Genomic DNA, 25,877 nt, shown 5'->3' with positions numbered 1-25,877 from the left:
GAAGATCCTCTGGTAGTCTACTGCTAAATTCAGAACGCAGACTAGACCTCAATGAGCAAGATTTTTGGGTATTAGAGGTTTAGCACGCCCTGAATGTTCAGTATTGGATGATACTGAACATCGCTTAGAAAAATAAGTAGGATGATCAATTTTTTACATTTCTTAACGGCGCGATAATCTAACACTTTTAGGTCGGTGAAATGTTGTCATTGTGGGTTGATATACAGTTTCTACCTTTCCGTTTCGCTCGATAAAGTGCTTGATCAGCATGAGTGAAACTGATGATTGGATCCTCCGAGATAGTGGCGATACCGATACTTATACTGGCGTTATATTCTGGCCAACTAGCAATCGAGACACGTACACGGTTCATCATATGGCATACAGTATCGATACTCTCGCTTTGGATAATGACTGCGAACTCATCACCGCCAATCCGAGCAATAAAATCTGATTGCCTGAGCAATGAGGTCAGTTGCAGAGCAATATACATGATGACTTCATCACCAACACGGTGTCCATGAGTATCATTGAGTGTTTTGAATGAATCAATATCGATGATCGCCAAATAGTTGCTAATAATGTCATTGTCTACTTGAGTCGGCTGATGGCGCGCCATGATTTCAAGAATGTCCTCAAATTTTGCTTTATTCCATAACGACGTCATTGGATCTCTATGGTTTTTATCCGTTAATGATTCGATCACTTGATGATGGTTGGAAACATCGGCAAAGGAGTAAATATAGTTTTCCACCCGTTTTTGACGCTTATCCATATGGGCTTGAATGGACGTTTGACAGACAAGTTGTTCGCCGTTAGGCGAAAGTAAAGCTAGGTCGCCTGACCATTCGTTATTCGTGTCTAGGGCAAATATGACCTGCTCTAAATCTTGAGACTCGGTGATAAAATGCAGCAGGTTTTTACCCATTAAATGTTTGGGGTCGATAAGGAAAAGTTTACTGAATTTGTGATTACATTGGATAATGTCATGATTTTTATTGGTAATGACTGCCGCCATTCCATTTTCCATAATGAACTTTGCAAACATTTTACTTTGCTTACTGACTTGCAGGTGATTCCAGACTAATGACCCCAAAATACTGATGAGCCCTAAGACCAGCCAAATAATCACACTCTGCGATAAAATCATGCTATCTCGGGAACTTAAAATTTGCTTCAAGCGTGCGGCTGGAAAGTGCGAAATCATGATGAGCGGCCCAGAATTGGCGAAGACTGTATTCACAAAAGGTTGATAGAAAAATAAACCTTTACTTGTAAGCACGACATTTTTTTTATTAGGGTGCTGAGAAATTGTTTTCCACAACATTGGGTACTCAGTTGGGATATTAAACTGAGAGCGTTCAGAAATAAGATCGCCAAATAACTTATTAGGATTACTACTTATGATATAAAAACCATTACGATCAACAAAATCCACCGTCAATTCTTGATTGTTATCGGTCATTTTTTTAATGATGGGTAAAACATTTAAGTTAGCAACAAAATACCCGAAGCGTTGGGTGTCGGAGTTAATGGGGACAATGATACGTAGGCCAGGCTTGTAGGGAATGACGGGTTTATGATTTTCATATTCTATATCAATCCCAAATTCTCCCTGCTCATTAGGCTTGAGAGTTGTCGCATAACGAAAATAATCCCGCGTGCTTTTATTTTGTAGTTCACTATCCGGTACGATCTCAGGGAAAGGTTTTTCGAGATCGTAATTGACTCGAATACGCTCGTTACCATGAATATCAATATAACGCAGTTGATAAAATAGTTGTGACGTAAAAGATGTTATATACCATTGATTTTCAATGTACTCTTTCAGTGTCGATTGTTCATTTTTCGCGTATTGATTCAGTAAAGAAGAATGGCTTAGCTGGTCGACACTTTGTTGAAGACGCGCAGCTGTGTTATGTGCCTGAGTTTCGACAAACGATAAAAATTGAAACCCTTGAGATTCCAATTGTTCTACGATGAATTGTGACACTTTATTCGTTTGATATAAGTAGTAGCCTATCGGGATAAGTGAACAAATAATCCAGATGAGAACGCCTTTGGATAAGGTTTGGCTTAAGCGCTTCATAAGCAATGTAATCCCTAGATGATAGACTATATAAAAAGTAGTGTAGAAGCCCTAATTTTGCCACTTGATTTATAAAGGATGTGAAGGAGTTGCGGTAAGATCGTAATAGCTTGCAACATTTATGCATATCTCATTGAGACGGGATATCTTGCACCTATTTAGGTGAGGCGCTATGGTGGTGTTCTGACTGAGGAGGGCGTGTGTTCCCAATTATCTTACTATTATTTATTGCTGTTCCGATTATTGAAATTGGTTTGTTTATTCAGGTTGGTGGATTTATCGGCTTATGGCCAACTATTGGTTTAGTGTTAGTGACGGCTTTTGTTGGGGCGTCTTTAGTACGTAGCCAAGGTATTCAAACTTTAATGACGGTACAACAGCGCGTTCAGCAGGGAGAAATTCCGGCACAACAAATCTTGGAAGGCGTCCTACTAGCCGTTGCTGGTGTGTTGTTACTGACGCCTGGGTTTATGACCGATATTCTAGGTATGGCGGTCCTATTACCGATACCACGCCAAAAACTGGCGGCTTATTTGTTGACTAAAGTCGTAGTGAAGTCGAATGGTCAGTCTTTTCAAGGTGGATTTTATCGTGACAGCTCTGAACAAGGCCGTACTTTCGATGGGGAGTTTGAGACCAAAGATACTGATGATGACCAGCACAAAGATGATCATCATCGCTTAAAGTAATCTCTGCATTCATCGTTTCATCTCAAGGTGGGATTATTGCCCACCTTGAAAATCAAATTGACGCCATGCTTCATAAGCAATGATCGCCACCGAATTAGATAGGTTTAAGCTGCGCGCATCGGCCATCATAGGAATGCGAATGCGTTGTGACATTGGTAGTGCGTCGATTAAATCTGCAGGTAGCCCGCGGGTCTCTGGCCCAAAGAGTAAAACATCGCCCCGTTGATAGCGGGCATCGACATGGTGGCCTGTGGTTTTGGTTGTGCAGGCAAAAATGCGATAGTGTTCACGCTCACTTTCTAGGTATTCAATAAATGCTGGGTAATCCTTGTGGCGTGTCACTCGAGCAAGATCATGATAGTCCAGCCCCGCGCGACGAACTTTTTTCTCTTCTAAATCAAATCCTAATGGTTCAATTAAGTGTAGGTTCGCACCGCAGTTTGCACATAGGCGAATAATATTACCTGTATTCGGTGCGATTTCTGGTTCGTATAGAGCGATATCAAACATAACTTTTGAGTGTCCTTAAAAAGATAGGGCTCAAAGTATAACGCGATAGGCTTCAGTGTACAGAGGGAGAAAAGCAAGGCATTACGTTTACCGCAATGCCTTCAGGGGTTATTTGGCGTTTTGGTAGTATTGAGCAATCGTCGGCCAATGCACGACATTCCACCATGCTTCAATATAGTCAGGACGACGGTTACGGTAACTCAAGTAATAAGCATGCTCCCACACATCTAATGCGAGAATTGGCGTGCCATTGATAGGACACACATCCATTAATGGATTGTCTTGATTACTCGTCGACACAATTTCTAGTTCACCATCCACGACGACCAACCAAGCAAAACCCGAACCGAACGTATTGATTGCGGCTTGTGTAAATGCTTCTTGGAACTGTGCAAAACTGCCAAATTTTTGGTTAATGGCATCCGCTAGCTCACCGTGTGGCTCGCCGCCACCATTGGGACTCATACATTCCCAATAGAGCATATGGTTGTAATAGCCACCCCCGTTGTTGCGTATCGCGGCAGGTAATGTCGATATTTTGGAAAAAATTGTCTCTAATGACGAATTTGCATCCTCAGTATCAGCAATCGCAGCGATAAATTTATCAAAGTAAGTACGATGATGTTTACTGTAATGAACTTCCATCGTTTGTGCATCGATGTAGGGTTCTAACGCATTATAGGCATACGGTAACTCTGGAAATGAATGTGACATAATATAACCCTCCTTGAGAAGAAATTAAATATTATTGAAAATCATTCTCATTATCAACTGTACTCTTTGTGTGGTTTTTAAGCACCAATCGGTAAAGTAAAGGTTATCAACAGTCCGCCAAGCGAGCTTTCATGAGCCACAATTTGTCCGTTATGCTGGCGAATGGCACTTTCAGTAATGGCTAGCCCTAATCCTGTTCCACCACTGTCTCGATCTCGAGCTTCTGAGACCCGATAAAATGGTCTGAAGATATCTTGTCGTTGTAATGGTGGAACGCCTGGGCCGTCATCCTCTACGGCGACAGTCAATGTGTGGTTATCCAACTGAAATTGAACCTGTACGTGTGAGTGACCATATTTAATCGCATTCCGAACAATATTTTCGAGTGCGCTCATAAGTAGCTTTGGGCTTCCCGTAATGACAACATCGGGGATGGCGTTGAAAGACAGCACCTTATTGAGTTGTTCGGCTTCGAACTGTGCATCATCGAGTAATTCTTCCCACAAGCTAGTCAGCGGCTGCGTTTCTCGTTGTAGGTGGCTATCGGTTTGTACTCGCGATAATTCCAGTAGTTCACTGATCATGTGTTCTAAGCGCTGTGCTTCGGTATCAATACGTTCGAGCTCTGAGCTTGATCCTTGTTTACGTACCGCCAACCCTGTTGCCATTCTTAAGCGGGTGAGAGGTGAACGCAACTCATGGGAGATGTCAGAGAGTAAACGCTGTTGTCCTGAAATCATGGTATTCACCGCTTGCACCATTTGATTAAAGCTTTTGCCTGCTGTCTGAAACTCATCGGTGCCTTTTTCGAGTTCGGGTTCGGGAATAAAGTTACCGCGTGCGACACGATTAGCAGCTTGTGCCAAATATTGTGCTGGTTTACTCAGAGCCCATGCTAGCCATAGAAGAAGAGGGGTACTAATTAGCATAATCACGAGCAATAATTGAATAGGGTGGTCGAGCATATGAATCACAAAAGGGGGCGGTCCATTCCAATCAAAACCCACAAATAGCAGTAAAGGTTGTTGTGCGAGGACAATAGGGATGGGGCCAGAAATACGATATTTACCATAAGCTCTTTGTGTCGCTGCATCAGAGTAATCAATACTTGAAGTAAAGTTTTTTAAGGCTCTAAAGGTGTCAACGGAGGAAATATGGCTGGAAAGAATTTTGCCACTTTGCGTTGTAATGAAAAAGTCGGGTCGGCTGCTATCGCGATGTGGCTGCATACGGTGACGATCAAGATCTTGTAGTATAAAAGTGAGGTTACGATCGTACGAGTACCGATTTTCAATCATGTCACGAGCATCGAGCATGCTTTGATACATGTCTGACGGGATCTCTTTGGATTTTCGTGGATCAAGATTGGGGATCGCCAGTACTCCCACCACAATAATCGCAATTGTCAGCCAGAAAATGGCAAAAATACGACCATAGAGGCTATTGAATTTGGGCACGGTAATTAATTCTCCAGTAGAAACATGTAGCCACGGCCACGCAGAGTTTTTATTCTAGGCTTATCGTCTTGGCGTGCTGGCAGTTTTTTTCTTAAATTTGATACATGCATATCAATCGCTCGATCAAATGCCGACAAATGTTTACCAAGTACATCCATGCTTAACGCTTCTTTTGATAACGTACTGCCGGGGTTTTCGATAAAGAGAGTGAGCAGTGCAAACTCTGTTGTGGTGAGCTCGAGTAATTCGTTTTGACAATAAGCTTCTTGCTTACCGATATTAATTTTAATGTCATCGTACTCTAGAAAACTTTGAGCTTTGGGTTGTTCGGTATGTCCTTGAGTACGGCGTAAAATTGCACGAATACGTGCTAATAACTCTCGATCACTAAACGGTTTAGGTAGGTAGTCGTCAGCCCCTAGCTCTAAGCCGATAACGCGGTCGACTTCTTCGCCTTTCGCCGTCAGCATAAGGACGGGTGTTTCCCATTGCTCACGCAGTTTTTTGAGTGTTTCTGTACCATTGAGGTTTGGCATCATGACGTCTAATAAAATGAGGTCGATGCTATCATCAATGAGCGATAGACCAGTTTCGCCATCATGGGCTTCTGAGACGGTGAACCCTTCATAACTGAGCACCTCTTGGAGTAACGCGGTTAGTTCATTATCATCATCGATTAATAAAATATGGGGCATACTGTTCTCACTTTTATTCATTTCCTGTCGGTATTTTATCCTGATTGTGCTGATGTCCTTAGTCCTAATATCAGTATTTACGTTCATTTACGCAGCACTGTGATTGGCTTGTGGAAGTGCGTAACGGCTGCAATAATGCAATAAGATAAACAACTCTATATTTTATCAGGGAAAGAAGATGAAACATGACTATGCACGTTTAGTCACCGCTGCCGCATGGCTAGCAACGTTTGTCGCCAGTGTGTTGCTTATTATTAAAGTGATCGCGTGGTGGATGACAGGGTCCGTTAGTCTATTAGCGTCTTTGATAGATTCCATGATTGATATAGCCGCTTCGGTTGTCAATCTCATTGTTTTAAAATACGCCTTACAGCCAGCAGATAAAGAACACAAGTTTGGTCATGGCAAAGCCGAATCGTTAGCCGCTTTGGCACAAGCGATGTTTATATCGGGGTCTGCGATTTTTTTGATTCTTAATGGTGTTCAACGGTTTTTTCATCCACAAGCGCTTGTCTCGCCGCAGTGGGGGGTATACGTCAGTATTATAGCGATTATTGCCACCTCAGGGTTGGTGCAATTTCAAAAGTATGTGGTTAAGAAAACCGGTAGCCAAGCGATCGCGGCGGATTCCTTGCACTATCAAACCGATTTATACATGAATATCGCGATAGCGTTTGCATTGGGGTTAAGTTGGTTTGGGATGCAGCAGGCGGATGCGATCTTTGCGATAGTGATTGGAATCTACATTTCTTACTGCGCTATAAAAATGGCGAACACGGCGATACAAACGTTATTAGACCGCTCATTACCTGAAGAAGATAATCACCGTATTATCGAGATTGTGCTGTCAGTTGAGGGAGTATTGGGCATGCATCAATTACGCACTCGTATGTCTGGGCCTATTCGTTTCATTCAATTACATATTGAGTTGCAAGATGAGATGCCATTGCTTGAAGCCCATGAGCTTTCTGATATGGTGGAGTCGAAATTAAGGGCGGCCTTTCCGGACTCGGATATATTAATCCATCAAGATCCATTATCTGTGGTTTTGAATGCGCAAGGAGAGGTGAAGCCGCAAGATTGGTATGGAACATCCGCAATCCGTTCAGAATAAGTGGACCGATTCTGATATGTATCAACAATCGCAGGTCGCATGAATGAGATACTTGCGTTTCATCATACCATCATGAAAATGGTTTTATAGTAGTATTCTCGTTGGAGAAAGGTAACATATACCAACAATAAGAATTTTGTTACTTAGCGTAAAGTTTGAGTAACGTAAAAATAATTGGATGAGTTTCCAACATGTAGAGGGTGAGCATGATTAAAAAAATCGGGGTTTTGACCAGTGGCGGTGATGCACCTGGCATGAATGCAGCGATTCGCGGTGTGGTACGAACAGCATTAGGCGCAGATCTAGAAGTTTACGGTGTATTTGACGGTTATTTAGGCCTATATGAAGACCGTATCGAAAAATTAGATCGTTCCAGTGTGTCTGATGTGATTAACCGTGGCGGTACTTTTTTAGGTTCAGCTCGTTTTCCTGAGTTTAAAGAAGAGGCTGTACGTCAAGTTGCGATCGAAAATCTACAAAAGCACGGTATTGATGCTTTAGTTGTTATTGGTGGTGATGGCTCCTACATGGGGGCGAAAAAGCTAACTGAAATGGGTTACCCATGTATTGGTTTGCCTGGCACGATTGATAATGATATTGCAGGGACAGATTACACTATTGGTTATTACACGGCTCTCAATACCGTGATTGAAGCGATTGACCGTTTACGTGATACGTCGTCTTCACACCAACGTATTTCAATTGTTGAGATCATGGGCCGCCATTGTGGTGACTTGACCTTGATGGCCGCGGTTGCGGGTGGCTGTGAGTATGTTATTTCTCCTGAAACCGGACTGAATATGGACGAACTTATCAAAAGTTTGCAAAATGATATTCGCCGAGGGAAAAAACACGCCATTATCACATTGACTGAATTGATGATGGACGCCAACGAGCTGGCGAAGAAAATTGAAGATGCGACTGAACGTGAAACTCGTGCAACCGTATTGGGGCATATTCAACGTGGCGGTTGTCCAACCGCGTTTGACCGTATCTTAGCCTCTCGTATGGGTAACTATGCTGTACACTTGCTGATTGAGGGGCACGGCGGACGTTGTGTGGGCATTCAAAAAGAAGAGTTGATTCATCACGATATCATTGACGCGATTGAAAATATGCGTCGTCCTGTGCGTAAAGACCTTTATAAAGTAGCCGACGAGTTATCCTAAGTTAGCTGCTGCTATTACTGTTAAAAAGACCGCCTGTGGCGGTCTTTTTTGTATCTAGACGATGAGATCGCGAACTGCGGCGTCTTTTCTATCTAAGTAATGCGTAGATTTAATCCGACGGATGGTACGGCAACGGCCACGAACTAATAAGGTTTCGGTGGTGGCCATGTTACCCTTACGACTGATCCCTTCAACTAAGTCACCTTTGGTGATGCCAGTTGCCGAGAAAATAACATTATCGCTGCTTGCCATGTCATTGAGAGTGAGGACAGTGTTGGCGGCAACGCCCATTTCTTGGCAGCGTTGTAGTTCTTTTGCTCCCCAAATCCGGTTGTCTTCGGTTTCGCCTTTGACTTGATGACGAGGCAGTAAGCGGCCTTGCATGTCGCCATCTAAAGCACGAATAACCGCAGCTGATATAACGCCTTCTGGCGCCCCACCGATACAATACATCATATCGACATCGCTATCAGGCATGCAGGTGAGGATAGATGCGGCAACATCGCCATCGGGGAGCGCATAGACACGCACGCCCATGGTTTGCATTTCGGTAATGATGGCATCATGACGAGGCTTGGCTAGTGTGACGACAACCAATTCAGATAGCGGTTTATTGAGCGCCTGCGCGACATTCGATAAATTAACCGCCAAAGGCTGCTCTAAGTCGATACTGCCTTTGGCTTCCGGCCCAACGACCAGCTTTTCCATGTACATGTCTGGCGCTTTTAAAAAGCTCCCCTGTTCACCTGCAGCAAGTACGGCAACGGCATTCGATTGACCCATTGCGGTCATGCGTGTGCCTTCAATGGGATCCACCGCGATATCGACACCATCACCGCCTAGGCCGACTTTTTCGCCAATGTAGAGCATTGGGGCTTCATCAATTTCGCCTTCACCAATGACAATTTCACCGGAAATATCGGTACTATTTAGTAACAGTCGCATCGCTTCCACTGCGGCACCATCAGCCGTATTTTTATCACCGCGCCCAAGCCATTTATGTCCTGCTAATGCAGCACCTTCTGTCACTCGAGAGAACGCTAAAGCCAAATCACGTTTCATGTTTACTCCAAACAAACGATTAAAAAGGACGAAAAGTCTGAGAAAATTCTAACATAATCCATTCTATGACAGGGTTTTCACATGAGTGAGATTTGTGCTTGATCAAAAGTGATTCAGAAATTAGGGTAGGGATAAGTAACATTCACACGACAACGCGCCGAAAAAGCTAACTTTTTGTCCAAGAGAGGCTTTTTTTTAACCAAATAGCGTAATTTCTCTAATATAGAGAGTGTTTATCGACGCGTGGCTGAGTAGAATAGGACGCATACAGTGACTGCTTGAGTCACGTTGAACGATTCATGAAAGGGTAAACAACATGTCTTTTGAAGTACTAGAACAACTAGAAGCAAAAATTCAGACTGCCGTAGACACCATTGCGTTGCTACAAATGGAAGTAGAAGAGCTTAAAGAGTCTAAGCAACAAGTAGAAAACGAAAACAGCGAACTGAAAGAAGAGCGTGCTGCATCAGAGCAAAAAGCGATTCAAGTTCAGCAAGAACACGATGCTTGGCAAGAGCGCATTCGCAACTTGCTTGGTAAAATGGATGACGTTGAATAATTTCAATGTATCGATTTAAAAAAACGCCAGCATAATGCTGGCGTTTTTGGTTTCTGACCGATCATCTACTGGCAGTCTTTTATTTGCATCACAACTTAGAGTAGGTGAGATAATAAGTTCAGATCCGACTGAATCGCTCCTGCAGTCACTTCGCGTCCTGCACCAGGTCCACGAATGACAAGCGGGTTATCTTTATACCAACGACTTTCAATGGCGAAAATATTATCGCATGGTAACAAGTTCGCTAATGCATGCTCTTTTTCTAAGGCTTCTACGCCAACCGAGGCTTGGCCATTTTTTTCCAGTCTCGCGACATAACGCAGCACTTTGCCTTCTTGCTGTGCTTTTTCAAGACGTTCCGCAAGTAATTCATTGAGCTCATCACTGTGGTCAAGAAACGCATCTAAAGATAAGTCAGCCAATGTTTTCGAGACTAGAGACTCGACTTTAATCGTCTCAGGCTCAATCTGGAATCCGGCTTCTCGCGCTAAGATAACCAGTTTACGCATCACATCGGAGCCATCGAGATCATGGCGAGGGTCGGGTTCAGTGAGTCCCTGTTGCCATGCCAGATCAATCAGATGACTGAATGGAACACTGCCATCATATTGCTGGAATAACCACGATAGCGTACCGGAGAAAATTCCCGAGAGAGCGGTGATGTCATCGCCACTTTCACGTAGGTCTCTGACGGTATGGTTAATCGGAAGCCCGGCGCCGACAGTCGCATTATAGAACCAGTGACGCCCAATTTTAGCAAAAGCATCTTTGACTTGATTGTAATAATCACTGGGTGCGGATCCCGCGACTTTGTTAGCGGAAATAAGGTGCATACCATGTTGAGCAAACGCGAGATATTGTGTTGCTACCTCAGGGCTTGCTGTGACATCTAAGACAATCGTATCATCATAGCGATGTAAGTTATCGACAGACGCTAACCAGTTTTGTCCATCATGATTGATGGCACTATCTTGGTAATGTTCAAAAACGTCTTGTTCGTTTAATCCGGCCTCATTAAACACATAGCGCTGGCTATCCACAACAGCAACCAACTCGAAATTCATACCACGCCGTTTTTCGAGCTCCGCTTTTTCTTGATAGAACAAACGCAGCCAACTAGCGCCAATATTGCCTTTACCGCATAACACTAAAGCAATGCGTTTTTGCGCTTGGAAAAGCTGAGTATGAATATTGTGTACTAACGGTGGTAAGTCGGTGTTGCGTAAGACTGCAACCAAACTTAAACCAGACTCAGTCGTAGAGATAAACTCGACTGGGTGGTTTTTGAGTTGCTGGTAGAAGCCGAAGTTATGGTTAGCATTTTTACTCACGCCTGCGCCGACAGCAGCAACAAGCTGGAAGCCTTCCTTGAGTTTTATTTCTGCTTCTACCGCGGCATCTTGCAAACACTCGAGTGCGCCTGAGGTAATTTCTGCTGTGTACGCTAAGCGCAGCAGCGATTGGTCTTCTAAGGCCTCATACGCGAGTGGCTCTAATTGCATACGCTTTAAGCGTTGCAACGTGTCCCGTTGAATTTGTTGGAATGAGTGGTGACGGCCGAAGGTCAGCTCGATGAGTAAAACGTCGTCGAGTGAGGTGATAATCTTTGCGCCGCGTCCAGAGGCAAGCACCCGCTCAATACGTGTCGATCCTGCTTCCGGCTGATAACTACAACGTAGATGTAAATCCATCGTACTTTGGGCAACAGGCTGCAAGGTGCGACTATGTAAAACTGGGGCAGCTAAACGTGCCAGTTCATTGGCTTCATCTAAACGTAAAAGAGGCAATAAGCACGCATCGCCAACTAAACGTGGATCGGCACTGAAAACACCAGCAACATCGCTCCAAATGGTGACGCAGCTGGCATTGGCTAATGCGCCAATAATCGTTGCTGAATAATCTGAACCATTACGACCCAATAACACAGTATGTCCGGCTTTATCTTGAGCCATAAAGCCGGTGATGACTAAGCGCTTACTTGGGTGTTGAGCCAGAATGTTATTGAGCAGAGGTTGTGAGGCGGCGCGATCTACCTCGGGTTGGATTCCGGCTTCTGCACGTAAGAAAGTACGCGCGTCCTGCATAACACAGTCTAATTGCTTATCCATAAGGACAGCGGCGAGTAGTCGCGCTGACCACATTTCACCATGGCCGAGAATATTCGCACGAGTCTCACTAGAGATTGGTGCCGTTAGCTCTCCTAGCTCACTGATTTCGCCATTAAGTTGACTTAGCAGGTGATCAGCCGCTTCACCGTCAAGCAACGACGTAATCAGTTCGCTTTGGTACTGTCTCAGTGCTAATAAAGTTTCATGGGCCAAACGGCCATCTTTGCTTAACTCTTCAATAAAGGTAATTAAGCGGTTGGTTGTTTTGCCTGCCGCCGATACGACAATGAGATCATTAGAGTGTGAATAATCACACAGGATCTGTGCAACACGCTGATAACACTCAGCGTCTGCTAGGCTGCTGCCACCAAATTTATGTAATTGGCGCGATGTTGTCATTTAACAACTCTCCTTCGCGATAGTAAATGCTTGTTCTAAATCGGCAATGAGATCTTCTGCTGCTTCTAAACCGACAGAAACACGTAACAATAGTTGAGAAATGCCGGCTTCTGCTAGGGCAGCTTCACCCATCGCGCGATGTGTCATTGTAGCTGGGTGACAAATCAGACTTTCTACTCCCCCAAGAGATTCAGCCAATGAGAACAGTTTCAGTGAGCTGACGAAAACTTTGAGTTGTTCAAAAGTGGCATTCACCTCGAAGCTTAGCATGCTGCCGAAGCCACGCTGTTGCTGTTGTGCAATTTCATGCCCAGGGTGGTCAGGCAAGCTTGGGTGATAAATCGTGCCGACCAGCTCTTGCTCATTTAAGTATTGCAGTAGACGAGTGGCACTTTCTTCGTGCTGGCGCATACGTACACTCAAGGTACGTAAGCCACGTAAAGTGAGATAGCTATCAAACGGCGTACCTGTTGCCCCAATACAATTTCCCCACCACGCTACTTTTTCGGCATGTGCTTGTGTACCGCTGATCAGCACACCGCCGATAACATCAGAATGTCCATTGATGTATTTGGTGGTCGAGTGAATAACAAAGTCAGCGCCTAGTGTAAGGGGTTGTTGATATACGGGTGTCAAAAATGTGTTATCCACGGCGACTAACGTGCCGTGTTGTTTTGCTTGATTGCATACTTTCTTGATATCAACCACACGAATCAATGGGTTAGATGGCGTTTCAATCAGCAGTAATTTAGGCTGTTGGCTCAGTGCCTCTTGGACTTGTAAGTCATTGCTTTGGTCTATGAATTTAACCTTGAAATCGCCTTTTTGCGCGCGAGTATTCAGTAAACGATAGGTTCCGCCATAGCAGTCATGTGGGGCAATAATAAGATCATTGGGGCCAAGAAAAGCAGTGATCCATAAATTGATGGCGGCGGTACCACAGTTAGTAATCGTGGCCCCTGCGCCAGCTTCTAATTCAGACAGCGCCTCTTCTAACAGACTACGGTTGGGATTCCCAGAGCGTGTATAGTCGTAAGTAGGAACTTCCCCAAATGCTGGAAAGCCGTAGTTCGTGGATAAATAAATAGGGGGAACAACGGCGTGATGTTGTGAATCAGATTCAATTCCTGTTCGAACGGCAATGGTATCGGGTTTATGTTGGTTCATAATGTATCCTTTCCTGAACGCTGAGGGCTGCTGTCACCAAACTTATCGTCAAGGCGCAGGTTTATCAACCTACTTTACTGTGTGTTTTTGTGGACGTCAACACATCTAGCCATCTATATGTCTTTGCTTATAGCAGTAAATACCGTTAAAATTACATTACTGATTATTTATTTTCTGAACGACTGAACGAAGGTGCGCAATGGCAGATTGGAGCGGCGACTATATAAGCCCTTATGCGGAACATGGTAAAAAAAGTGAACAGGTGAAAAAAATCACCGTATCCATTCCACTTAAGGTACTAAAAGTGCTGACGGATGAGCGTACTCGTCGCCAGATTAATAATTTACGACATGCCACTAACAGTGAACTATTGTGTGAAGCGTTTTTACATGCTTACACGGGTCAACCATTGCCGACCGATGAAGACTTGCGCAAGGATGGGCCGGATGATATCCCCGTTGAAGCAAAAGAAATGATGACGCGTATGGGGATTGAATTTGAGTCGTTTGACGACTAAGTCCGCGTGAGCCGTGTAGGAAGATTGGTTAGACAAAAAAGCCCAGCATTGCTGGGCTTTTTGTTTTATTGACAGGATGTTTTACACATATAGATACATTAGTCGGCCATGTAGCCTTCAGGTAAATCAATGCGAGCGACGCCCGATTCCACGGCCGCTTCAGCAACAGCACGAGCAACGCGTGGCAGTAAGCGTGCGTCCATTGGTTTTGGAATAATGTAAGCTGGACCGAATGATAAGTTATCAATCCCAGCCGCTTTCAATACATCACTCGGTACGGTTTCTTTGGCTAGTTGACGGATAGCATCAACGGCTGCCAATTTCATTTCAATGTTGATTTCGCTCGCGCGTACATCCAGCGCCCCGCGGAAGATGAATGGGAAGCACAACACATTATTCACTTGGTTAGGGTAGTCACTACGACCCGTTCCCATAATGAGATCGTTACGCGTGTTATGCGCCACTTCAGGGTTGATTTCTGGATCTGGGTTCGAGCAAGCGAACACCACAGGTTTATCTGCCATCAACGCAAGTTGCTCGCTCGTTAGTAGATCTGGCCCCGATACGCCTAAAAACAGGTCAGCGCCGGCAATCACATCATCGAGAGTACGTTTGTCTGTGTTATTGGCAAAACGCTGCTTGTATTCGTTGATGTCGTCACGGCGAGTATGGATGACGCCTTTGCGATCGAGCATGTAGATTTTTTCGCGCATTGCGCCGCATTGAATTAATAATTCCATACAGGCAATCGCGGCCGCGCCAGCACCTAAGCAGACAATCGTGCAGTCTTCGAGTTGTTTACCTTGCAGTTCAATCGCGTTCAACATGCCTGCCGCAGTGACAATGGCTGTTCCGTGCTGGTCATCATGGAAAACTGGAACGTCACAACGTTCAATCAATTGACGTTCAATTTCAAAACAATCCGGTGCTTTAATATCTTCAAGATTAATGCCACCAAACGTATCAGCGATGCTGGCAACAGTATTAATGAACTCTTCTGTAGTGCGGTGTTTTACTTCAATGTCGATAGAGTCTAAACCAGCAAAACGTTTGAACAGCAGCGCTTTACCTTCCATAACAGGTTTTGATGCTTGTGGTCCCAAGTTACCCAAACCGAGTATTGCCGTACCGTTTGAAATGACAGCAACGGTATTGCCTTTACCAGTATACTTATAAATGTTGTCAGGATTTTGTGCGATTTCACGGACAGGTTCAGCAACGCCTGGGCTATAAGCAAGCGCTAAGTCATGCGCCGAATCTGCAGGTTTAGTGAGGGCGACTGCAATTTTACCTGGAGTCGGGTAAGCGTGATATTTGAGCGCTTCTTGGCGAAAAGCTTCTTTAAGGTTTGCTTGGTTATCGGACATTGGATGATCTCTATTGTTTTTTTTAGGGGGTGTAGAAAGCGCATTATTCTAAAACAGGATGTTATCAGTGCCTAGTTGACGACAGGCAATATGGCGAAGTTTTAATGGCGTTAATTACTGATAAGACCAGCGGAGAGTAAGGCAAAGGTTTGCTTTATTTATGAGGTTTACAATGGTACGAAAACAGGGAGATTTGGACGGTGAATACAGTTTGCAGAACAGGATAGGATCGAAAAGGACGCTATACAGCGCCCTTTTACTTCAGTATTTACAAAGCAAACATGCTTATTTGCTTGTAAGGCTACCGAAACGCTTGTTGAAGCGATCAACACGACCACCGGTATCAACGATACGTTGCTTACCTGTGTAGAATGGGTGACATTTGTCACACACGTCTAGGTGTAGAGTATCTTTGCTTAGTGTTGATTTAAACGTGAAAGTGTTGCCACAAGAACAGCTTGCGTTCACGTCTGTGTATTCTGGGTGGATACCAGTCTTCATGGGATAACCTCAATATTAGGCCGTGTCGCTATCCAAATCTAAGTTGGACACCACACGTAAGTTAATGGTAAAAAACGTTTAGGCTCTTATATTAAAGGCCAGAACGTTAAGGCGCGCTATGATAAAGAATCCCCGTCTTACGATCAACTGGTTTGTTGTTATTTTGGTCGAATTCTAATGGGTATCTACGGTATAGTCTGTATAGATAGCTGAATATAACCAGTCGCCTGATATTGATTCGAATTTATATCCGCCATCCAGTAAACTGTTTACTGGCTCTTAGTTCCCCTAACGATAGTATTTATGCTCCCATCAATTGCCCGCGTGGCGTTACCAGTACCTTTAGATAAGCAGTTTGACTATGTCATTCCTAGCCACCTTTTTCCGATTATAGGTGGGCGTGTCTCTGTACCTTTTGGTCGGCAAACTTTAGTGGGGATCGTGACGGCACTAGTGAGTGAGTCGGATTTTCCTAAAGATCAGCTTAAACCTATTTATGCGGTATTAGATAGCCAGCCAGTGTGGCCTGAGTCGCTATATCAACTGTTGTTTTGGTGCAGTCAGTTTTATCATCACCCATTGGGAGATACGTTGGCGAATGCGATGCCAACCGCTATTCGGCAAGGAAAAGCGGCGAGCTTTAGTCCTTATCGAGAATGGTCTTTAACCGAAGAAGGGCGTAACCAATTTATGGTGGGGCTCTCTGCGCGCGCGGTGCAGCAAAACCGTGCGATGTATCGCTTAGAAAGTGGGCCCGTTTCTCACTCTATGTTGTTAGATGAAGATATTGCATCCACGACGTTGAAAGCGTTAGAAAAAAAGGGCTGGGTAGAAATGCATGAACGCCAGCCTTCGGTTAAGCCTTGGCCAAAACAGATAGAAGCTGATGTTGATAAGCCTAAGCTAAGTGGAGAGCAAGCGATTGCCATTGCTGCGGTCAATAGTGAGCCGACCTTTGCTTGCTATTTACTACAAGGGGTGACCGGTTCAGGAAAAACAGAAGTTTACTTGAATATGATTAAGCCTATTTTGGAGCAAGGTAAGCAAGCTTTAGTCTTAGTGCCTGAAATTGGTTTAACACCACAAACGATTAATCGATTTAAACGCCGTTTTAATGTTCCGATTGAGGTCATCCACTCAGGGCTTAACGATACTGAGCGGCTTAATGCATGGTTGAGTGCCCGGGATAAAGCGGCGGGTATTATTATAGGTACCCGTTCAGCCTTGCTTGCCCCATTTGCAGACCTCGGGATTATTATTGTTGATGAGGAGCATGACTCTTCTTATAAACAGCAAGATAGCTTACGTTATCATGCTCGTGATGTCGCCGTAATGCGCGCGGCGAAAGAAAACATTCCTATTGTATTAGGCACCGCAACGCCGGCCTTAGAAACATTACATAATGCCCTAACAGGAAAATATCATCACCTGCACCTTACGCAGCGTGCGGGGCTATCAGTACCGACAACGAATCATGTACTCGATGTGAAAGGTCTGTTCCTTGAAAGTGGTTTATCCGCGCCGTTGATCGCCCAAATGCGTCGTCACTTACAGGCCGGTAATCAAGTATTATTGTTTTTAAATCGGCGAGGTTTTTCACCGGCTTTAATGTGTCATGAATGCGGCTGGATTGCTGATTGTAAACGGTGCGATGCATACTATACCTATCATCAAAATAGCCGAGAAATGCGTTGTCACCATTGTGGATCTCAACATCCGGTATTACATCAGTGCGGCTCGTGCGGATCGACTCACTTAGTGACCGTCGGGGTGGGAACCGAGCAGTTAGAGACCCAGTTAAGTGAGTTATTCCCCGAGTACAAATCGATTCGTATTGATAGAGACAGTACGCGCCGTAAAGGCAGCTTAGAAACGGCTCTTCAAGCAATTCGCAATGGGGAATACCAAATTCTTATCGGTACCCAAATGCTCGCTAAAGGTCATCATTTTCCTGATGTGACTATGGTGGGGCTATTAGATGTTGATGGTTCATTATATAGCAGTGATTTTCGCGCCGCTGAGCGCTTTGCTCAGCTTTTTATTCAAGTTTCAGGAAGGGCTGGACGTTCGAGTAAGCCGGGAGAAGTGTTCTTGCAAACTCATCATCCAGAACATGCTTTATTACAAGCATTGCTCAATAAAGGCTATAACGAGTTTGCCCAAACGGCGCTGCAAGAACGTAAAATGGCGGCCTTGCCACCATACAGCTATCTAACGTTAGTACGAGCTGAAGCGAACGACTCTCAGCAAGTGGAAGACTTTCTGCGACAGATGAGACATACCTTTGAAAGCCATCCTCAATTTAATGATACGTGTATGGTATTGGGGCCTACGCCAGCTCCCTTAGCTAAACGCGCGGGGAAGTTTCGCTGGCAACTTTTGATTCAGGCTGAGTCTCGTACATTAATGCAAATTTTGCTGCGCAGCGCCAAGCCAGCGATTAACTTATTACCCTTAGCTAAGAAAGTGAGATGGACCTTAGATATTGAGCCACAAGATCTTTCATGAAAAATTATAAATCTTTGCTAGGCTTATAAAATGTAATGTAAGAAAGTGTGATTAATATCACTCTAGTCATGTATAATTTGTTATGTTGAGCCTTATGCAGTCAAAGTGAAATGCATAGACTGAGTAGTACTCATCGTGAAGCGCGAATCCGCGCCATGATTTCATCCATAATTATTAACGGATAGTTTAAGAGTGTGTAATAAAAGAACTCTGTGGCTGGCCTCTACTGAAAGTCTTATTGGATGATAAACAATGAAAAAGAGTGAATTCACTATCCAGATTTTAAGAAGAGGGTTTTTTGTATGGCGACAATGAAGGATGTTGCCCAGCTTGCCGGCGTATCAACTGCCACCGTTTCTCGTGCGTTGATGAACCCGGAAAAAGTGTCTTCTTCGACGCGTAAACGTGTGGAAGAAGCGGTTTTAGAAGCGGGTTATTCTCCAAATTCTTTAGCGAGAAACTTACGCCGAAATGAATCAAAAACGATCGTGACGATCGTACCTGACATTTGCGATCCATACTTCTCTGAAATTATTCGTGGTATTGAAGATGCCGCGATGGAGCATGGTTACCTTGTGTTACTTGGCGACAGTGGTCAGCAAAAGAAACGAGAGCATTCATTCGTCAATTTAGTCTTTACCAAACAAGCGGACGGCATGTTACTGCTTGGTACTGATCTGCCGTTTGATGTGAGTAAACCTGAGCAGAAAAATTTACCGCCGATGGTCATGGCGTGTGAGTTTGCCCCCGAACTTGAATTGCCAACCGTTCATATTGATAACTTAACGTCTGCGTTTGAGGCTGTGAACTATTTGACTCAGATGGGACATAAGCGCATTGCTGAAATTGCAGGGCCCAAAAGTGCGGCGCTATGCTCGTTCCGTCATCAAGGTTACCAGCAGGCATTACGCCGCGCAGGATTAACCATGAATGAAGATTATTGTATGTCAGGTGATTTTTCGTTTGAAGCTGGCGCGCACATTGTGACGCAATTATTGGCGCTGCCCCAAGCCCCCACGGCTATTTTTTGTCATAACGACACCATGGCGATTGGCGCAATTCAAAAAGCGAAACGCCTTGGCTTGCGCGTACCACAAGATTTATCGGTGGTTGGCTTTGACGATATTCAGTTCGCACAATATTGCGATCCACCATTAACGACAATTTCTCAGCCGCGCTATGAAATTGGGCGCCAAGCCATGCTGATGATGCTAGATGTATTACGTGGCCACGATGTTCAAGCAGGTTCACGTTTACTGGACGCTTCTTTAGTCGTGCGAGAAAGCACGGCACCGCCGCGTTCAGTACAGTGACGCCGATTGCGCTTTCGTCGTTTAATTTCGTCGTTTAATGATGTTTTCTGGGACAGTTTGTATTTCAATACTGTTCTATCCCAGAAAACTGCATTACCATGTGACATAAATTGTTAACTCTAGAATTCCTGTGGCTAATAAAGATTATGTAAGACGTGGTCGTAGTCAAAGTAAGCCGACCAAAAAAACGGCGCCAAAGCGTAAGCCGTGGCGCAGTGGTTTAATTGCTGTGATAGCGGTGTGTGCCTTTGGGTATGGTTTATCTGTGTTAAATTCAGATCCTGAGCCTAAAGCGCCACCTAAGCAGACTTCAGTACCTAAACCTGTAACGCAAAAAGTCGTTAAAGATAAAGAAAGCACTTTACCTCCTCCGCCGACGGAGAAGTGGCACTACGTGGACTCTCTTCCAAGTCGAGAGATTGAAGTGGTGCCGAAAGAGCTTAAAGTGTCTAAGATTCCTTATGTGATGCAATGTGGCGCATTTAAAACTATGCAGCAAGCTCAGCAGCGCAAAGCAAAAATTGCCTTTCAAGGCTTGAGCAGCCTGATTCGTAAACGTGAAGGCAGTAGCTGGTTTAGAATCGTACTTGGGCCTTATAAATTTAAACGTGAAGCAGAGAGTGATCGTCACAAGCTGCAACGCGCTAAAATCGAACCCTGCATTATCCTCAAAGATAACCAACAGTAATCTAACAATGCCACGTCATAGACTCTTGACGTGGCATTGTTTTTTCTCCCCTTGAATTCTTGCATCATGAACCCTATATAGGTTCTAACTCCATAGTGAAAAAAGATAAGAGGCTCTGACGTGACTACCATCGTTTCTGTACGCCGTAATAATAAAGTTGTCATCGCTGGTGACGGACAAGTATCACTGGGTAATACCGTGATGAAGGGCAACGCGAAGAAAATTCGTCGTCTATACAATAACAAAGTACTGGCTGGTTTTGCTGGTGGTACAGCAGATGCGTTTACTCTGTTTGAGCGGTTTGAAAGCAAACTGCAGATGCATCAAGGTCACTTGACGAAAGCGGCAGTAGAAATGGCGAAAGAATGGCGTAGTGATCGCGCGCTGCGACGTCTAGAAGCGATTTTGGCTGTGGCTGATGAAACGGCATCACTTATTATTACAGGTAATGGTGATGTACTGCAGCCAGAGAACGATTTGATTGCGATTGGATCTGGCGGTAACTTTGCTCAGTCTGCGGCAATTGCCTTGTTGGAAAACACCGAATTAGATGCACGCACTATCTGTGAGAAATCATTAAATATTGCCGGTGATATTTGTGTCTTCACTAACCATAATCATACGATCGAAGAACTCGAATATACCGAAGATGGTCAACCTGTGGCGGCGTTACCGAACGGGTAATCAATCAAGATAGTGATTTGTCACTGAATAAAAGGATTATGTATATGTCTGAAATGACACCTCGTGAAATTGTTGACGAACTAAACCGTCATATTATTGGCCAAGACACAGCAAAACGTTCTGTGGCTTTAGCACTACGCAACCGCTGGCGCCGCATGCAGCTTGATGAAAGCTTGCGTTCAGAAGTGAGCCCAAAAAACATTTTGATGATTGGTCCGACAGGCGTCGGTAAAACCGAAATTGCTCGCCGCTTAGCAAAATTGGCGAATGCACCCTTCATCAAGGTGGAAGCGACGAAATTCACCGAAGTGGGCTATGTGGGTAAAGAAGTTGATACCATCATACGTGATCTTACGGAAGTAGCGGTTAAGATGACTCGTGAGCAAGAAATGGAAAAAATGAAGTTTCGAGCTGAAGAGTTAGCAGAAGATCGCATTCTTGATGTGTTGATCCCACCAGCACGTGATGGTTGGGGGAAAACCGAAGAGCAAGAGCCAAAAGAATCTTCAGCACGTCAGTCATTTCGTAAGAAATTACGCGAAGGCCAATTAGACGATAAAGAAATCGAGATTGATGTGGCCGCACCACAAGCAGGTGTTGAGATCATGGCACCACCCGGTATGGAAGAAATGACCAACCAGCTACAAGGTCTGTTCCAGAACATGGGTAATGACACTACGAAAAAACGCAAAATGACGATCAAAGAGGCGTTTAAAGCCTTAACCGAAGAAGAAGCCGCTAAGCTGGTGAATACGGAAGATCTGAAAGAACAAGCGATTTTCAATGTGGAAAACCACGGCATTGTCTTCATCGATGAAGTCGATAAAATTTGTAAGAGTGGTCAAGGTTCTGGCCCTGATGTCTCTCGCGAAGGTGTACAACGTGACTTGCTGCCGTTGATTGAAGGGAGCAGCGTTAACACTAAGCATGGCATGGTGCACACGGATCATATTCTATTTATTACATCTGGGGCATTCCAAGTATCAAAGCCATCAGATTTGATTCCTGAACTACAAGGTCGTCTACCGATCCGCGTTGAACTCGATGCGCTATCAAGCCATGATTTTCGTCGTATTTTGACCGAGCCAAAAGCCTCTCTCACTGAGCAATATATTGCTTTGATGAAAACTGAAGATGTTCAGGTTACGTTTACTGAAGATGGTATCAAGAAAATTGCGGAAGCCGCATGGCAGGTCAATGAGACAACCGAAAACATTGGTGCACGCCGTCTACACACAGTGATGGAACGTTTAATGGATGAGATCTCTTATTCTGCGACGGAAAAAACAGGTGAGCATTTTGAAATTGACGGTGAATACGTCACATCTCGCCTAGGTGAATTGATTGAAGATGAAGATTTAAGTCGTTTTATTCTTTAATAAATTGATCAAAAACAAAGCATTGAAAGCCTGCCATATCGGCAGGCTTTTTTATGGGTAGGGTTGTGCATATACTGGCGCTATGGTCATCCACTGAGTGTCATTATGAATAATTCTCTGCGTATTTGGTTTGATGCAGCACGCCCCAAAACTTTACCTTTAGCGTTTGTATCTATCTTAACCGGTAGTGCGTTAGCCTTTTCGGCTGGGCATTTTTCATTACCTATTGCGTTACTGGCGTTGCTGACGGCGACCTTGCTACAAATCCTATCTAATCTTGCCAATGATTATGGCGACGCAGTGCAAGGGACGGATAATGAAAAACGGTTAGGTCCGATGCGAGCACTGCAATCAGGTGCGGTGAGCCTCCAAGATATGAAGCAGGCTATTTATTTGAATATAGCGCTGACCGTGATAATGGGGCTCGGTTTACTGTTATTTGCACTCGACAGCTTACAAAATATTTTGATATTTATTGGTTTAGGATTGTTGGCGATGGCGGCCGCCATCGCTTACACCGTCGGTAATAAACCATATGGTTACGTAGGGTTAGGGGATTTATCAGTCTTCACCTTCTTTGGTTTTTTGGGAGTGTCGGGGACGTATTTTTTACACACCGGCACTATTGATATGTCTTTGGTGTTACCTTCACTCGGTTGTGGTTTTTTGGCGGTTGCGGTATTAAACGTAAACAACATGCGTGACATTGAAAACGATGAACAGTGCGGTAAACGCACAATGGCCGTTCGCCTAGGTCAAGAGATGGCGAAACGCTATCATTATCTTTTGCTCGCCGGAGCGGTCGTAGCGTTTAGTGGCTACTTGCTTATGCAAGGTAAACCAGTGTGGATTAGTGTCCCATTTTTATTAAGCTTAATTTCGGTAATTAAACACAGCCGCGAGCTATGGTTTACACGCCAACCTGCCGACATTGCGCCAATGTTGCCTGTGATAGTGAAATGCTCGGTAATTACTAACCTATTGTTTGTAACAGTCGTTATTGTACAAACTCTGACAAGTTAATTTGCATCGAGTCATTGCAATGACCTAATGACTCGATATACTCGTACTAGGCTTTCACTAAGAGAACTCAGCTATGGAATACAACACCTCTGCACTATGTGATGTTTATCTCGATCAAGTAGATGTCGTGGAACCGCTTTTCAGTAATTTTGGCGGCAGTGCATCCTTTGCCGGACAAATCACTACAGTTAAATGTTTTGAAGATAACGGGCTAATTCGTGCCACATTAGAACAAGATGGTGTCGGACGTGTGTTATTGATTGATGGCGGTGGCTCTTTGCGCCGAGCATTGATTGATGCTGAGTTAGCTGCACTAGCCGAAGAAAACGAGTGGGAAGGCATTGTTGTGTACGGTAGCGTGCGTGAAGTCGATGAGCTAGAAGACATTGGCGTTGGCATTCAAGCTATGGCTTCAATTCCTGTTGGCGCGGCGGGCATTGCAACCGGTGAAGTCGATGTGGCTGTGAACTTTGGCGGAGTCACTTTCCTGCCGGAAGATTACTTATACGCAGATAATACCGGTATCATCTTGTCTCAAGAACCACTAGATCTTGAGACTGTCGACGAGCCTGAAGACGACGATAGCGTATTGGATGAGTTAGAAACGGCTTAACTGCGTGACTCATCATCCCAAAAGGAAAGTCGCATTAAATGCGGCTTTTTTTATGTTTATAATCTATTCAGAGGAGTCGGAAACCGAGCTGCTTATGTGGTGACGTTTAAGCTGCAACGTATAGCAATACCCCAAGATTCCACCTAAGATATTCCCCATCGCAATACCTGCAAATAATCCTTCGGCACCATATAGATACGATCCCAACCATGCACACGGTAAGGCTAACGCGAATAAGCGAAGTACGCTCCATGCCAGTGAGCTTTTCGGTTGATGAAGCGCGTTGAGTGCGGATATTAACATCATCACCACCCCTTGAAAGCCATAGCTGATCGGAACCAGTAACAGGTACTGACTTAAATAATGCTGCACCTGATGATCATGAGAAAAGAGTGTCGCTAGAGCGGAATTGAGTGGCAGCATGATAGCAAAGAGCCCACACTGAAACACCACACTAAAGCGCATACTGAGAAAGAGTCCAGAAAAACTGCGCTGGGGGTTGTGGGCGCCTAAGTTTTGCGACATAAACGGTGTTAACGCTGAGGTTAGCGACATGGTGACTAAAATAAGGAGTGATTCAATCCGCTGAGCGGCGCCATAAGCGGCGACAGCAGCATTGCCATGCTGTGAGAGTAAGCTCATGAGAATCGCACCAAATAAAGGTGTCATGGCGGTTGAAAATCCAGCCGGGGTGCCAATTTTTAAAATGCAGCGCCAGTGCCTTATTATTTGGGCGCAACATGGTCGGCAGAGCAGTTGTTTACGACGAATTAATACAAATACAATTCCAGAGCAGGCGAAAACCCAAGAAAAACCACTTGCAATGGCTGCGCCTTGAATACCAAGTTGCGGAAAAGGACCATAGCCGAAAATCAATAAAGGATCGAGCGCACCATTAATCACCCCAGAGCCAACCATGATGACCGCTGGAGTTTTGGTATCACCACTGGAGCGAATCGCGCTACTTCCGACCATCGGGATAACGAGTAGCGGAATCGCCACATACCATATCGACATATACTGATTGATGAGAGGTAGCAGCGTGCTATTTGCGCCTATCAAGGAAAAGAGCCGATCAATGGTCAACCATCCGAACGTAGAGGCTAGGGTAATCAGTCCCGCTGCCAATAAGATGCCGTGGGTGGTAAATAATGCTGCTTGGCGATGCTGGCCTTTACCGAGTAAACGACCCACATGCGTTGACACGCCAACCCCTAAGCCCATACCAATGCAGTTCAGTGCAAAGGTAATCGGAAAGGTAAAGCTCACTGCTGCGAGTGGCGCAGTCCCTAATAAAGAAATGAAAAAAGTGTCCACCAGATTGAACATCAATACTGCTAGCATGCCAAGTGTGGTTGGAATGGCCATCTTGCGCAGTACGACGCCGATAGGAGCAGAAAGGAGTCCGTGTTTATCTAACATAGAAGAGGCAATCTGAAGGAACAAAGGAGCACAGGATACTTGATTATCCCGCTAGGCTCTAGGTAAGTCTTTTGGTTTTTACAATAAAAAAAGCGAGCCAATAAGCTCGCTTTTTAGAATACAACGTGTG

The 25,877-nt window shown here is 44.6% G+C and carries 23 protein-coding genes; 12 read left to right on the top strand and 11 right to left on the bottom strand.

What is annotated here, in order from left to right; genetic code table 11:
* Positions 1-187 precede the first annotated feature (187 nt).
* Complete coding sequence (locus tag OCU30_RS11415) at positions 188-2,089, bottom strand: diguanylate cyclase (RefSeq protein ID WP_077315156.1); 1,902 nt, start codon at positions 2,087-2,089, stop codon at positions 188-190.
* Between the two features lie 200 nt (positions 2,090-2,289).
* Between OCU30_RS11415 and OCU30_RS11410 the strand changes: the two genes are divergently transcribed.
* The gene (locus tag OCU30_RS11410) at positions 2,290-2,778 is read left to right on the top strand and encodes an FxsA family protein (RefSeq protein WP_077315155.1); all 489 of its coding nucleotides are present in this window, start codon (positions 2,290-2,292) and stop codon (positions 2,776-2,778) included.
* A gap of 33 nt (positions 2,779-2,811) precedes the next feature.
* Here OCU30_RS11410 and trmL read toward each other — a convergent pair whose 3' ends face one another.
* The 4 genes from trmL to OCU30_RS11390 form a co-directional block, all read right to left on the bottom strand.
* Entirely contained in the window at positions 2,812-3,288 is a 477-nt protein-coding gene (trmL, locus tag OCU30_RS11405; protein ID WP_077315154.1) for a tRNA (uridine(34)/cytosine(34)/5-carboxymethylaminomethyluridine(34)-2'-O)-methyltransferase TrmL, read from the bottom strand.
* Positions 3,289-3,396: 108 nt separating this feature from the next.
* Positions 3,397-4,002 (bottom strand): superoxide dismutase, encoded by a 606-nt coding sequence (locus OCU30_RS11400; protein WP_077315153.1) that lies wholly within the window; start codon positions 4,000-4,002, stop codon positions 3,397-3,399.
* Positions 4,003-4,079: 77 nt separating this feature from the next.
* Entirely contained in the window at positions 4,080-5,465 is a 1,386-nt protein-coding gene (gene cpxA, locus OCU30_RS11395; protein WP_077315152.1) for an envelope stress sensor histidine kinase CpxA, read from the bottom strand.
* The gene (locus tag OCU30_RS11390; protein ID WP_077315151.1) at positions 5,465-6,154 is read right to left on the bottom strand and encodes a response regulator; all 690 of its coding nucleotides are present in this window, start codon (positions 6,152-6,154) and stop codon (positions 5,465-5,467) included. Before OCU30_RS11390 ends, cpxA begins: the two co-directional genes overlap by 1 nt.
* Before the next feature lie 178 nt (positions 6,155-6,332).
* Between OCU30_RS11390 and fieF the strand changes: the two genes are divergently transcribed.
* The gene (gene fieF, locus OCU30_RS11385) at positions 6,333-7,268 is read left to right on the top strand and encodes a CDF family cation-efflux transporter FieF (protein ID WP_077315150.1); all 936 of its coding nucleotides are present in this window, start codon (positions 6,333-6,335) and stop codon (positions 7,266-7,268) included.
* A 206-nt stretch (positions 7,269-7,474) separates the two neighbouring features.
* The gene (gene pfkA / locus OCU30_RS11380) at positions 7,475-8,437 is read left to right on the top strand and encodes a 6-phosphofructokinase (RefSeq protein WP_077315149.1); all 963 of its coding nucleotides are present in this window, start codon (positions 7,475-7,477) and stop codon (positions 8,435-8,437) included.
* Positions 8,438-8,491: 54 nt separating this feature from the next.
* On the opposite strand, the gene glpX is transcribed toward pfkA, so the two are convergent.
* Positions 8,492-9,499, bottom strand: coding sequence for a class II fructose-bisphosphatase (gene glpX / locus OCU30_RS11375; RefSeq protein ID WP_077315148.1), 1,008 nt, complete (start codon positions 9,497-9,499; stop codon positions 8,492-8,494).
* 316 nt (positions 9,500-9,815) lie between these two features.
* Here glpX and zapB point away from each other — a divergent pair, with 316 nt between their 5' ends.
* Positions 9,816-10,058, top strand: coding sequence for a cell division protein ZapB (gene zapB, locus OCU30_RS11370; protein WP_077315147.1), 243 nt, complete (start codon positions 9,816-9,818; stop codon positions 10,056-10,058).
* Positions 10,059-10,153: 95 nt separating this feature from the next.
* Here zapB and OCU30_RS11365 read toward each other — a convergent pair whose 3' ends face one another.
* Together OCU30_RS11365 and OCU30_RS11360 are read right to left on the bottom strand one after the other, a co-directional pair.
* The gene (locus OCU30_RS11365; RefSeq protein ID WP_077315146.1) at positions 10,154-12,565 is read right to left on the bottom strand and encodes a bifunctional aspartate kinase/homoserine dehydrogenase II; all 2,412 of its coding nucleotides are present in this window, start codon (positions 12,563-12,565) and stop codon (positions 10,154-10,156) included.
* Positions 12,566-13,732, bottom strand: coding sequence for an O-succinylhomoserine (thiol)-lyase (locus tag OCU30_RS11360; RefSeq protein ID WP_077315145.1), 1,167 nt, complete (start codon positions 13,730-13,732; stop codon positions 12,566-12,568).
* A gap of 199 nt (positions 13,733-13,931) precedes the next feature.
* On the opposite strand from OCU30_RS11360, the gene metJ reads away from it, so the two are divergent.
* Positions 13,932-14,249 carry a met regulon transcriptional regulator MetJ gene (gene metJ / locus OCU30_RS11355; RefSeq protein WP_077315144.1) on the top strand — a complete coding sequence of 106 codons (318 nt, stop codon included), beginning with the start codon at positions 13,932-13,934 and terminating at the stop codon, positions 14,247-14,249.
* Positions 14,250-14,347: 98 nt separating this feature from the next.
* Here metJ and OCU30_RS11350 read toward each other — a convergent pair whose 3' ends face one another.
* Both OCU30_RS11350 and rpmE read right to left on the bottom strand, forming a co-directional pair.
* On the bottom strand, positions 14,348-15,616 hold the full coding sequence (locus OCU30_RS11350; protein ID WP_077315143.1) for a malic enzyme-like NAD(P)-binding protein: 1,269 nt from the start codon (positions 15,614-15,616) through the stop codon (positions 14,348-14,350).
* 285 nt (positions 15,617-15,901) lie between these two features.
* On the bottom strand, positions 15,902-16,117 hold the full coding sequence (gene rpmE, locus OCU30_RS11345) for a 50S ribosomal protein L31 (RefSeq protein ID WP_077315142.1): 216 nt from the start codon (positions 16,115-16,117) through the stop codon (positions 15,902-15,904).
* 303 nt (positions 16,118-16,420) lie between these two features.
* Between rpmE and priA the strand changes: the two genes are divergently transcribed.
* The 7 genes from priA to rraA all read left to right on the top strand — a co-directional run bounded on the left by priA (position 16,421) and on the right by rraA (position 24,325).
* Complete coding sequence (priA, locus tag OCU30_RS11340; protein WP_077315141.1) at positions 16,421-18,625, top strand: primosomal protein N'; 2,205 nt, start codon at positions 16,421-16,423, stop codon at positions 18,623-18,625.
* A 266-nt stretch (positions 18,626-18,891) separates the two neighbouring features.
* The gene (gene cytR / locus OCU30_RS11335) at positions 18,892-19,938 is read left to right on the top strand and encodes a DNA-binding transcriptional regulator CytR (RefSeq protein ID WP_261821308.1); all 1,047 of its coding nucleotides are present in this window, start codon (positions 18,892-18,894) and stop codon (positions 19,936-19,938) included.
* Positions 19,939-20,068: 130 nt separating this feature from the next.
* Positions 20,069-20,626 carry an SPOR domain-containing protein gene (locus OCU30_RS11330; protein ID WP_077315139.1) on the top strand — a complete coding sequence of 186 codons (558 nt, stop codon included), beginning with the start codon at positions 20,069-20,071 and terminating at the stop codon, positions 20,624-20,626.
* A 120-nt stretch (positions 20,627-20,746) separates the two neighbouring features.
* A complete protein-coding gene (gene hslV / locus OCU30_RS11325; RefSeq protein WP_077315138.1) occupies positions 20,747-21,310 on the top strand; it encodes an ATP-dependent protease subunit HslV in 564 nt (187 codons plus the stop codon).
* 44 nt (positions 21,311-21,354) lie between these two features.
* Positions 21,355-22,689, top strand: coding sequence for an HslU--HslV peptidase ATPase subunit (hslU, locus tag OCU30_RS11320; protein WP_077315137.1), 1,335 nt, complete (start codon positions 21,355-21,357; stop codon positions 22,687-22,689).
* Between the two features lie 105 nt (positions 22,690-22,794).
* Entirely contained in the window at positions 22,795-23,712 is a 918-nt protein-coding gene (locus tag OCU30_RS11315) for a 1,4-dihydroxy-2-naphthoate polyprenyltransferase (protein ID WP_077315136.1), read from the top strand.
* Between the two features lie 73 nt (positions 23,713-23,785).
* A complete protein-coding gene (gene rraA, locus OCU30_RS11310; protein WP_077315135.1) occupies positions 23,786-24,325 on the top strand; it encodes a ribonuclease E activity regulator RraA in 540 nt (179 codons plus the stop codon).
* Between the two features lie 63 nt (positions 24,326-24,388).
* Here rraA and OCU30_RS11305 read toward each other — a convergent pair whose 3' ends face one another.
* The gene (locus OCU30_RS11305) at positions 24,389-25,747 is read right to left on the bottom strand and encodes an MATE family efflux transporter (protein ID WP_077315134.1); all 1,359 of its coding nucleotides are present in this window, start codon (positions 25,745-25,747) and stop codon (positions 24,389-24,391) included.
* Between the last annotated feature and the right edge of the window lie 130 nt (positions 25,748-25,877).

This window comes from Vibrio palustris, assembly GCF_024346995.1.
In the GTDB taxonomy this organism is placed as follows: Bacteria; Pseudomonadota; Gammaproteobacteria; order Enterobacterales; family Vibrionaceae; genus Vibrio; species Vibrio palustris.
The sequence above is the reverse complement of the archived record's forward strand: the minus strand, read 5'-3'. Positions and strand labels throughout refer to the sequence as shown.

Bases quoted from the DNA above. Each gene is read 5' to 3' on its own strand.
- OCU30_RS11390 (WP_077315151.1), bottom strand. From the start codon at position 6,154: ATGCCCCATATTTTATTAATCGATGATGATAATGAACTAACCGCGTTA.
- glpX (WP_077315148.1), bottom strand. From the start codon at position 9,499: ATGAAACGTGATTTGGCTTTAGCGTTCTCTCGAGTGACAGAAGGTGCT.
- pfkA (WP_077315149.1), top strand. From the start codon at position 7,475: ATGATTAAAAAAATCGGGGTTTTGACCAGTGGCGGTGATGCACCTGGC.
- priA (WP_077315141.1), top strand. From the start codon at position 16,421: ATGCTCCCATCAATTGCCCGCGTGGCGTTACCAGTACCTTTAGATAAG.
- rraA (WP_077315135.1), top strand. From the start codon at position 23,786: ATGGAATACAACACCTCTGCACTATGTGATGTTTATCTCGATCAAGTA.
- OCU30_RS11360 (WP_077315145.1), bottom strand. From the start codon at position 13,732: ATGAACCAACATAAACCCGATACCATTGCCGTTCGAACAGGAATTGAA.
- trmL (WP_077315154.1), bottom strand. From the start codon at position 3,288: ATGTTTGATATCGCTCTATACGAACCAGAAATCGCACCGAATACAGGT.
- rpmE (WP_077315142.1), bottom strand. From the start codon at position 16,117: ATGAAGACTGGTATCCACCCAGAATACACAGACGTGAACGCAAGCTGT.
- OCU30_RS11350 (WP_077315143.1), bottom strand. From the start codon at position 15,616: ATGTCCGATAACCAAGCAAACCTTAAAGAAGCTTTTCGCCAAGAAGCG.
- zapB (WP_077315147.1), top strand. From the start codon at position 9,816: ATGTCTTTTGAAGTACTAGAACAACTAGAAGCAAAAATTCAGACTGCC.
- OCU30_RS11400 (WP_077315153.1), bottom strand. From the start codon at position 4,002: ATGTCACATTCATTTCCAGAGTTACCGTATGCCTATAATGCGTTAGAA.
- OCU30_RS11315 (WP_077315136.1), top strand. From the start codon at position 22,795: ATGAATAATTCTCTGCGTATTTGGTTTGATGCAGCACGCCCCAAAACT.
- fieF (WP_077315150.1), top strand. From the start codon at position 6,333: ATGAAACATGACTATGCACGTTTAGTCACCGCTGCCGCATGGCTAGCA.
- OCU30_RS11415 (WP_077315156.1), bottom strand. From the start codon at position 2,089: ATGAAGCGCTTAAGCCAAACCTTATCCAAAGGCGTTCTCATCTGGATT.
- metJ (WP_077315144.1), top strand. From the start codon at position 13,932: ATGGCAGATTGGAGCGGCGACTATATAAGCCCTTATGCGGAACATGGT.
- OCU30_RS11305 (WP_077315134.1), bottom strand. From the start codon at position 25,747: ATGTTAGATAAACACGGACTCCTTTCTGCTCCTATCGGCGTCGTACTG.
- OCU30_RS11365 (WP_077315146.1), bottom strand. From the start codon at position 12,565: ATGACAACATCGCGCCAATTACATAAATTTGGTGGCAGCAGCCTAGCA.
- hslU (WP_077315137.1), top strand. From the start codon at position 21,355: ATGTCTGAAATGACACCTCGTGAAATTGTTGACGAACTAAACCGTCAT.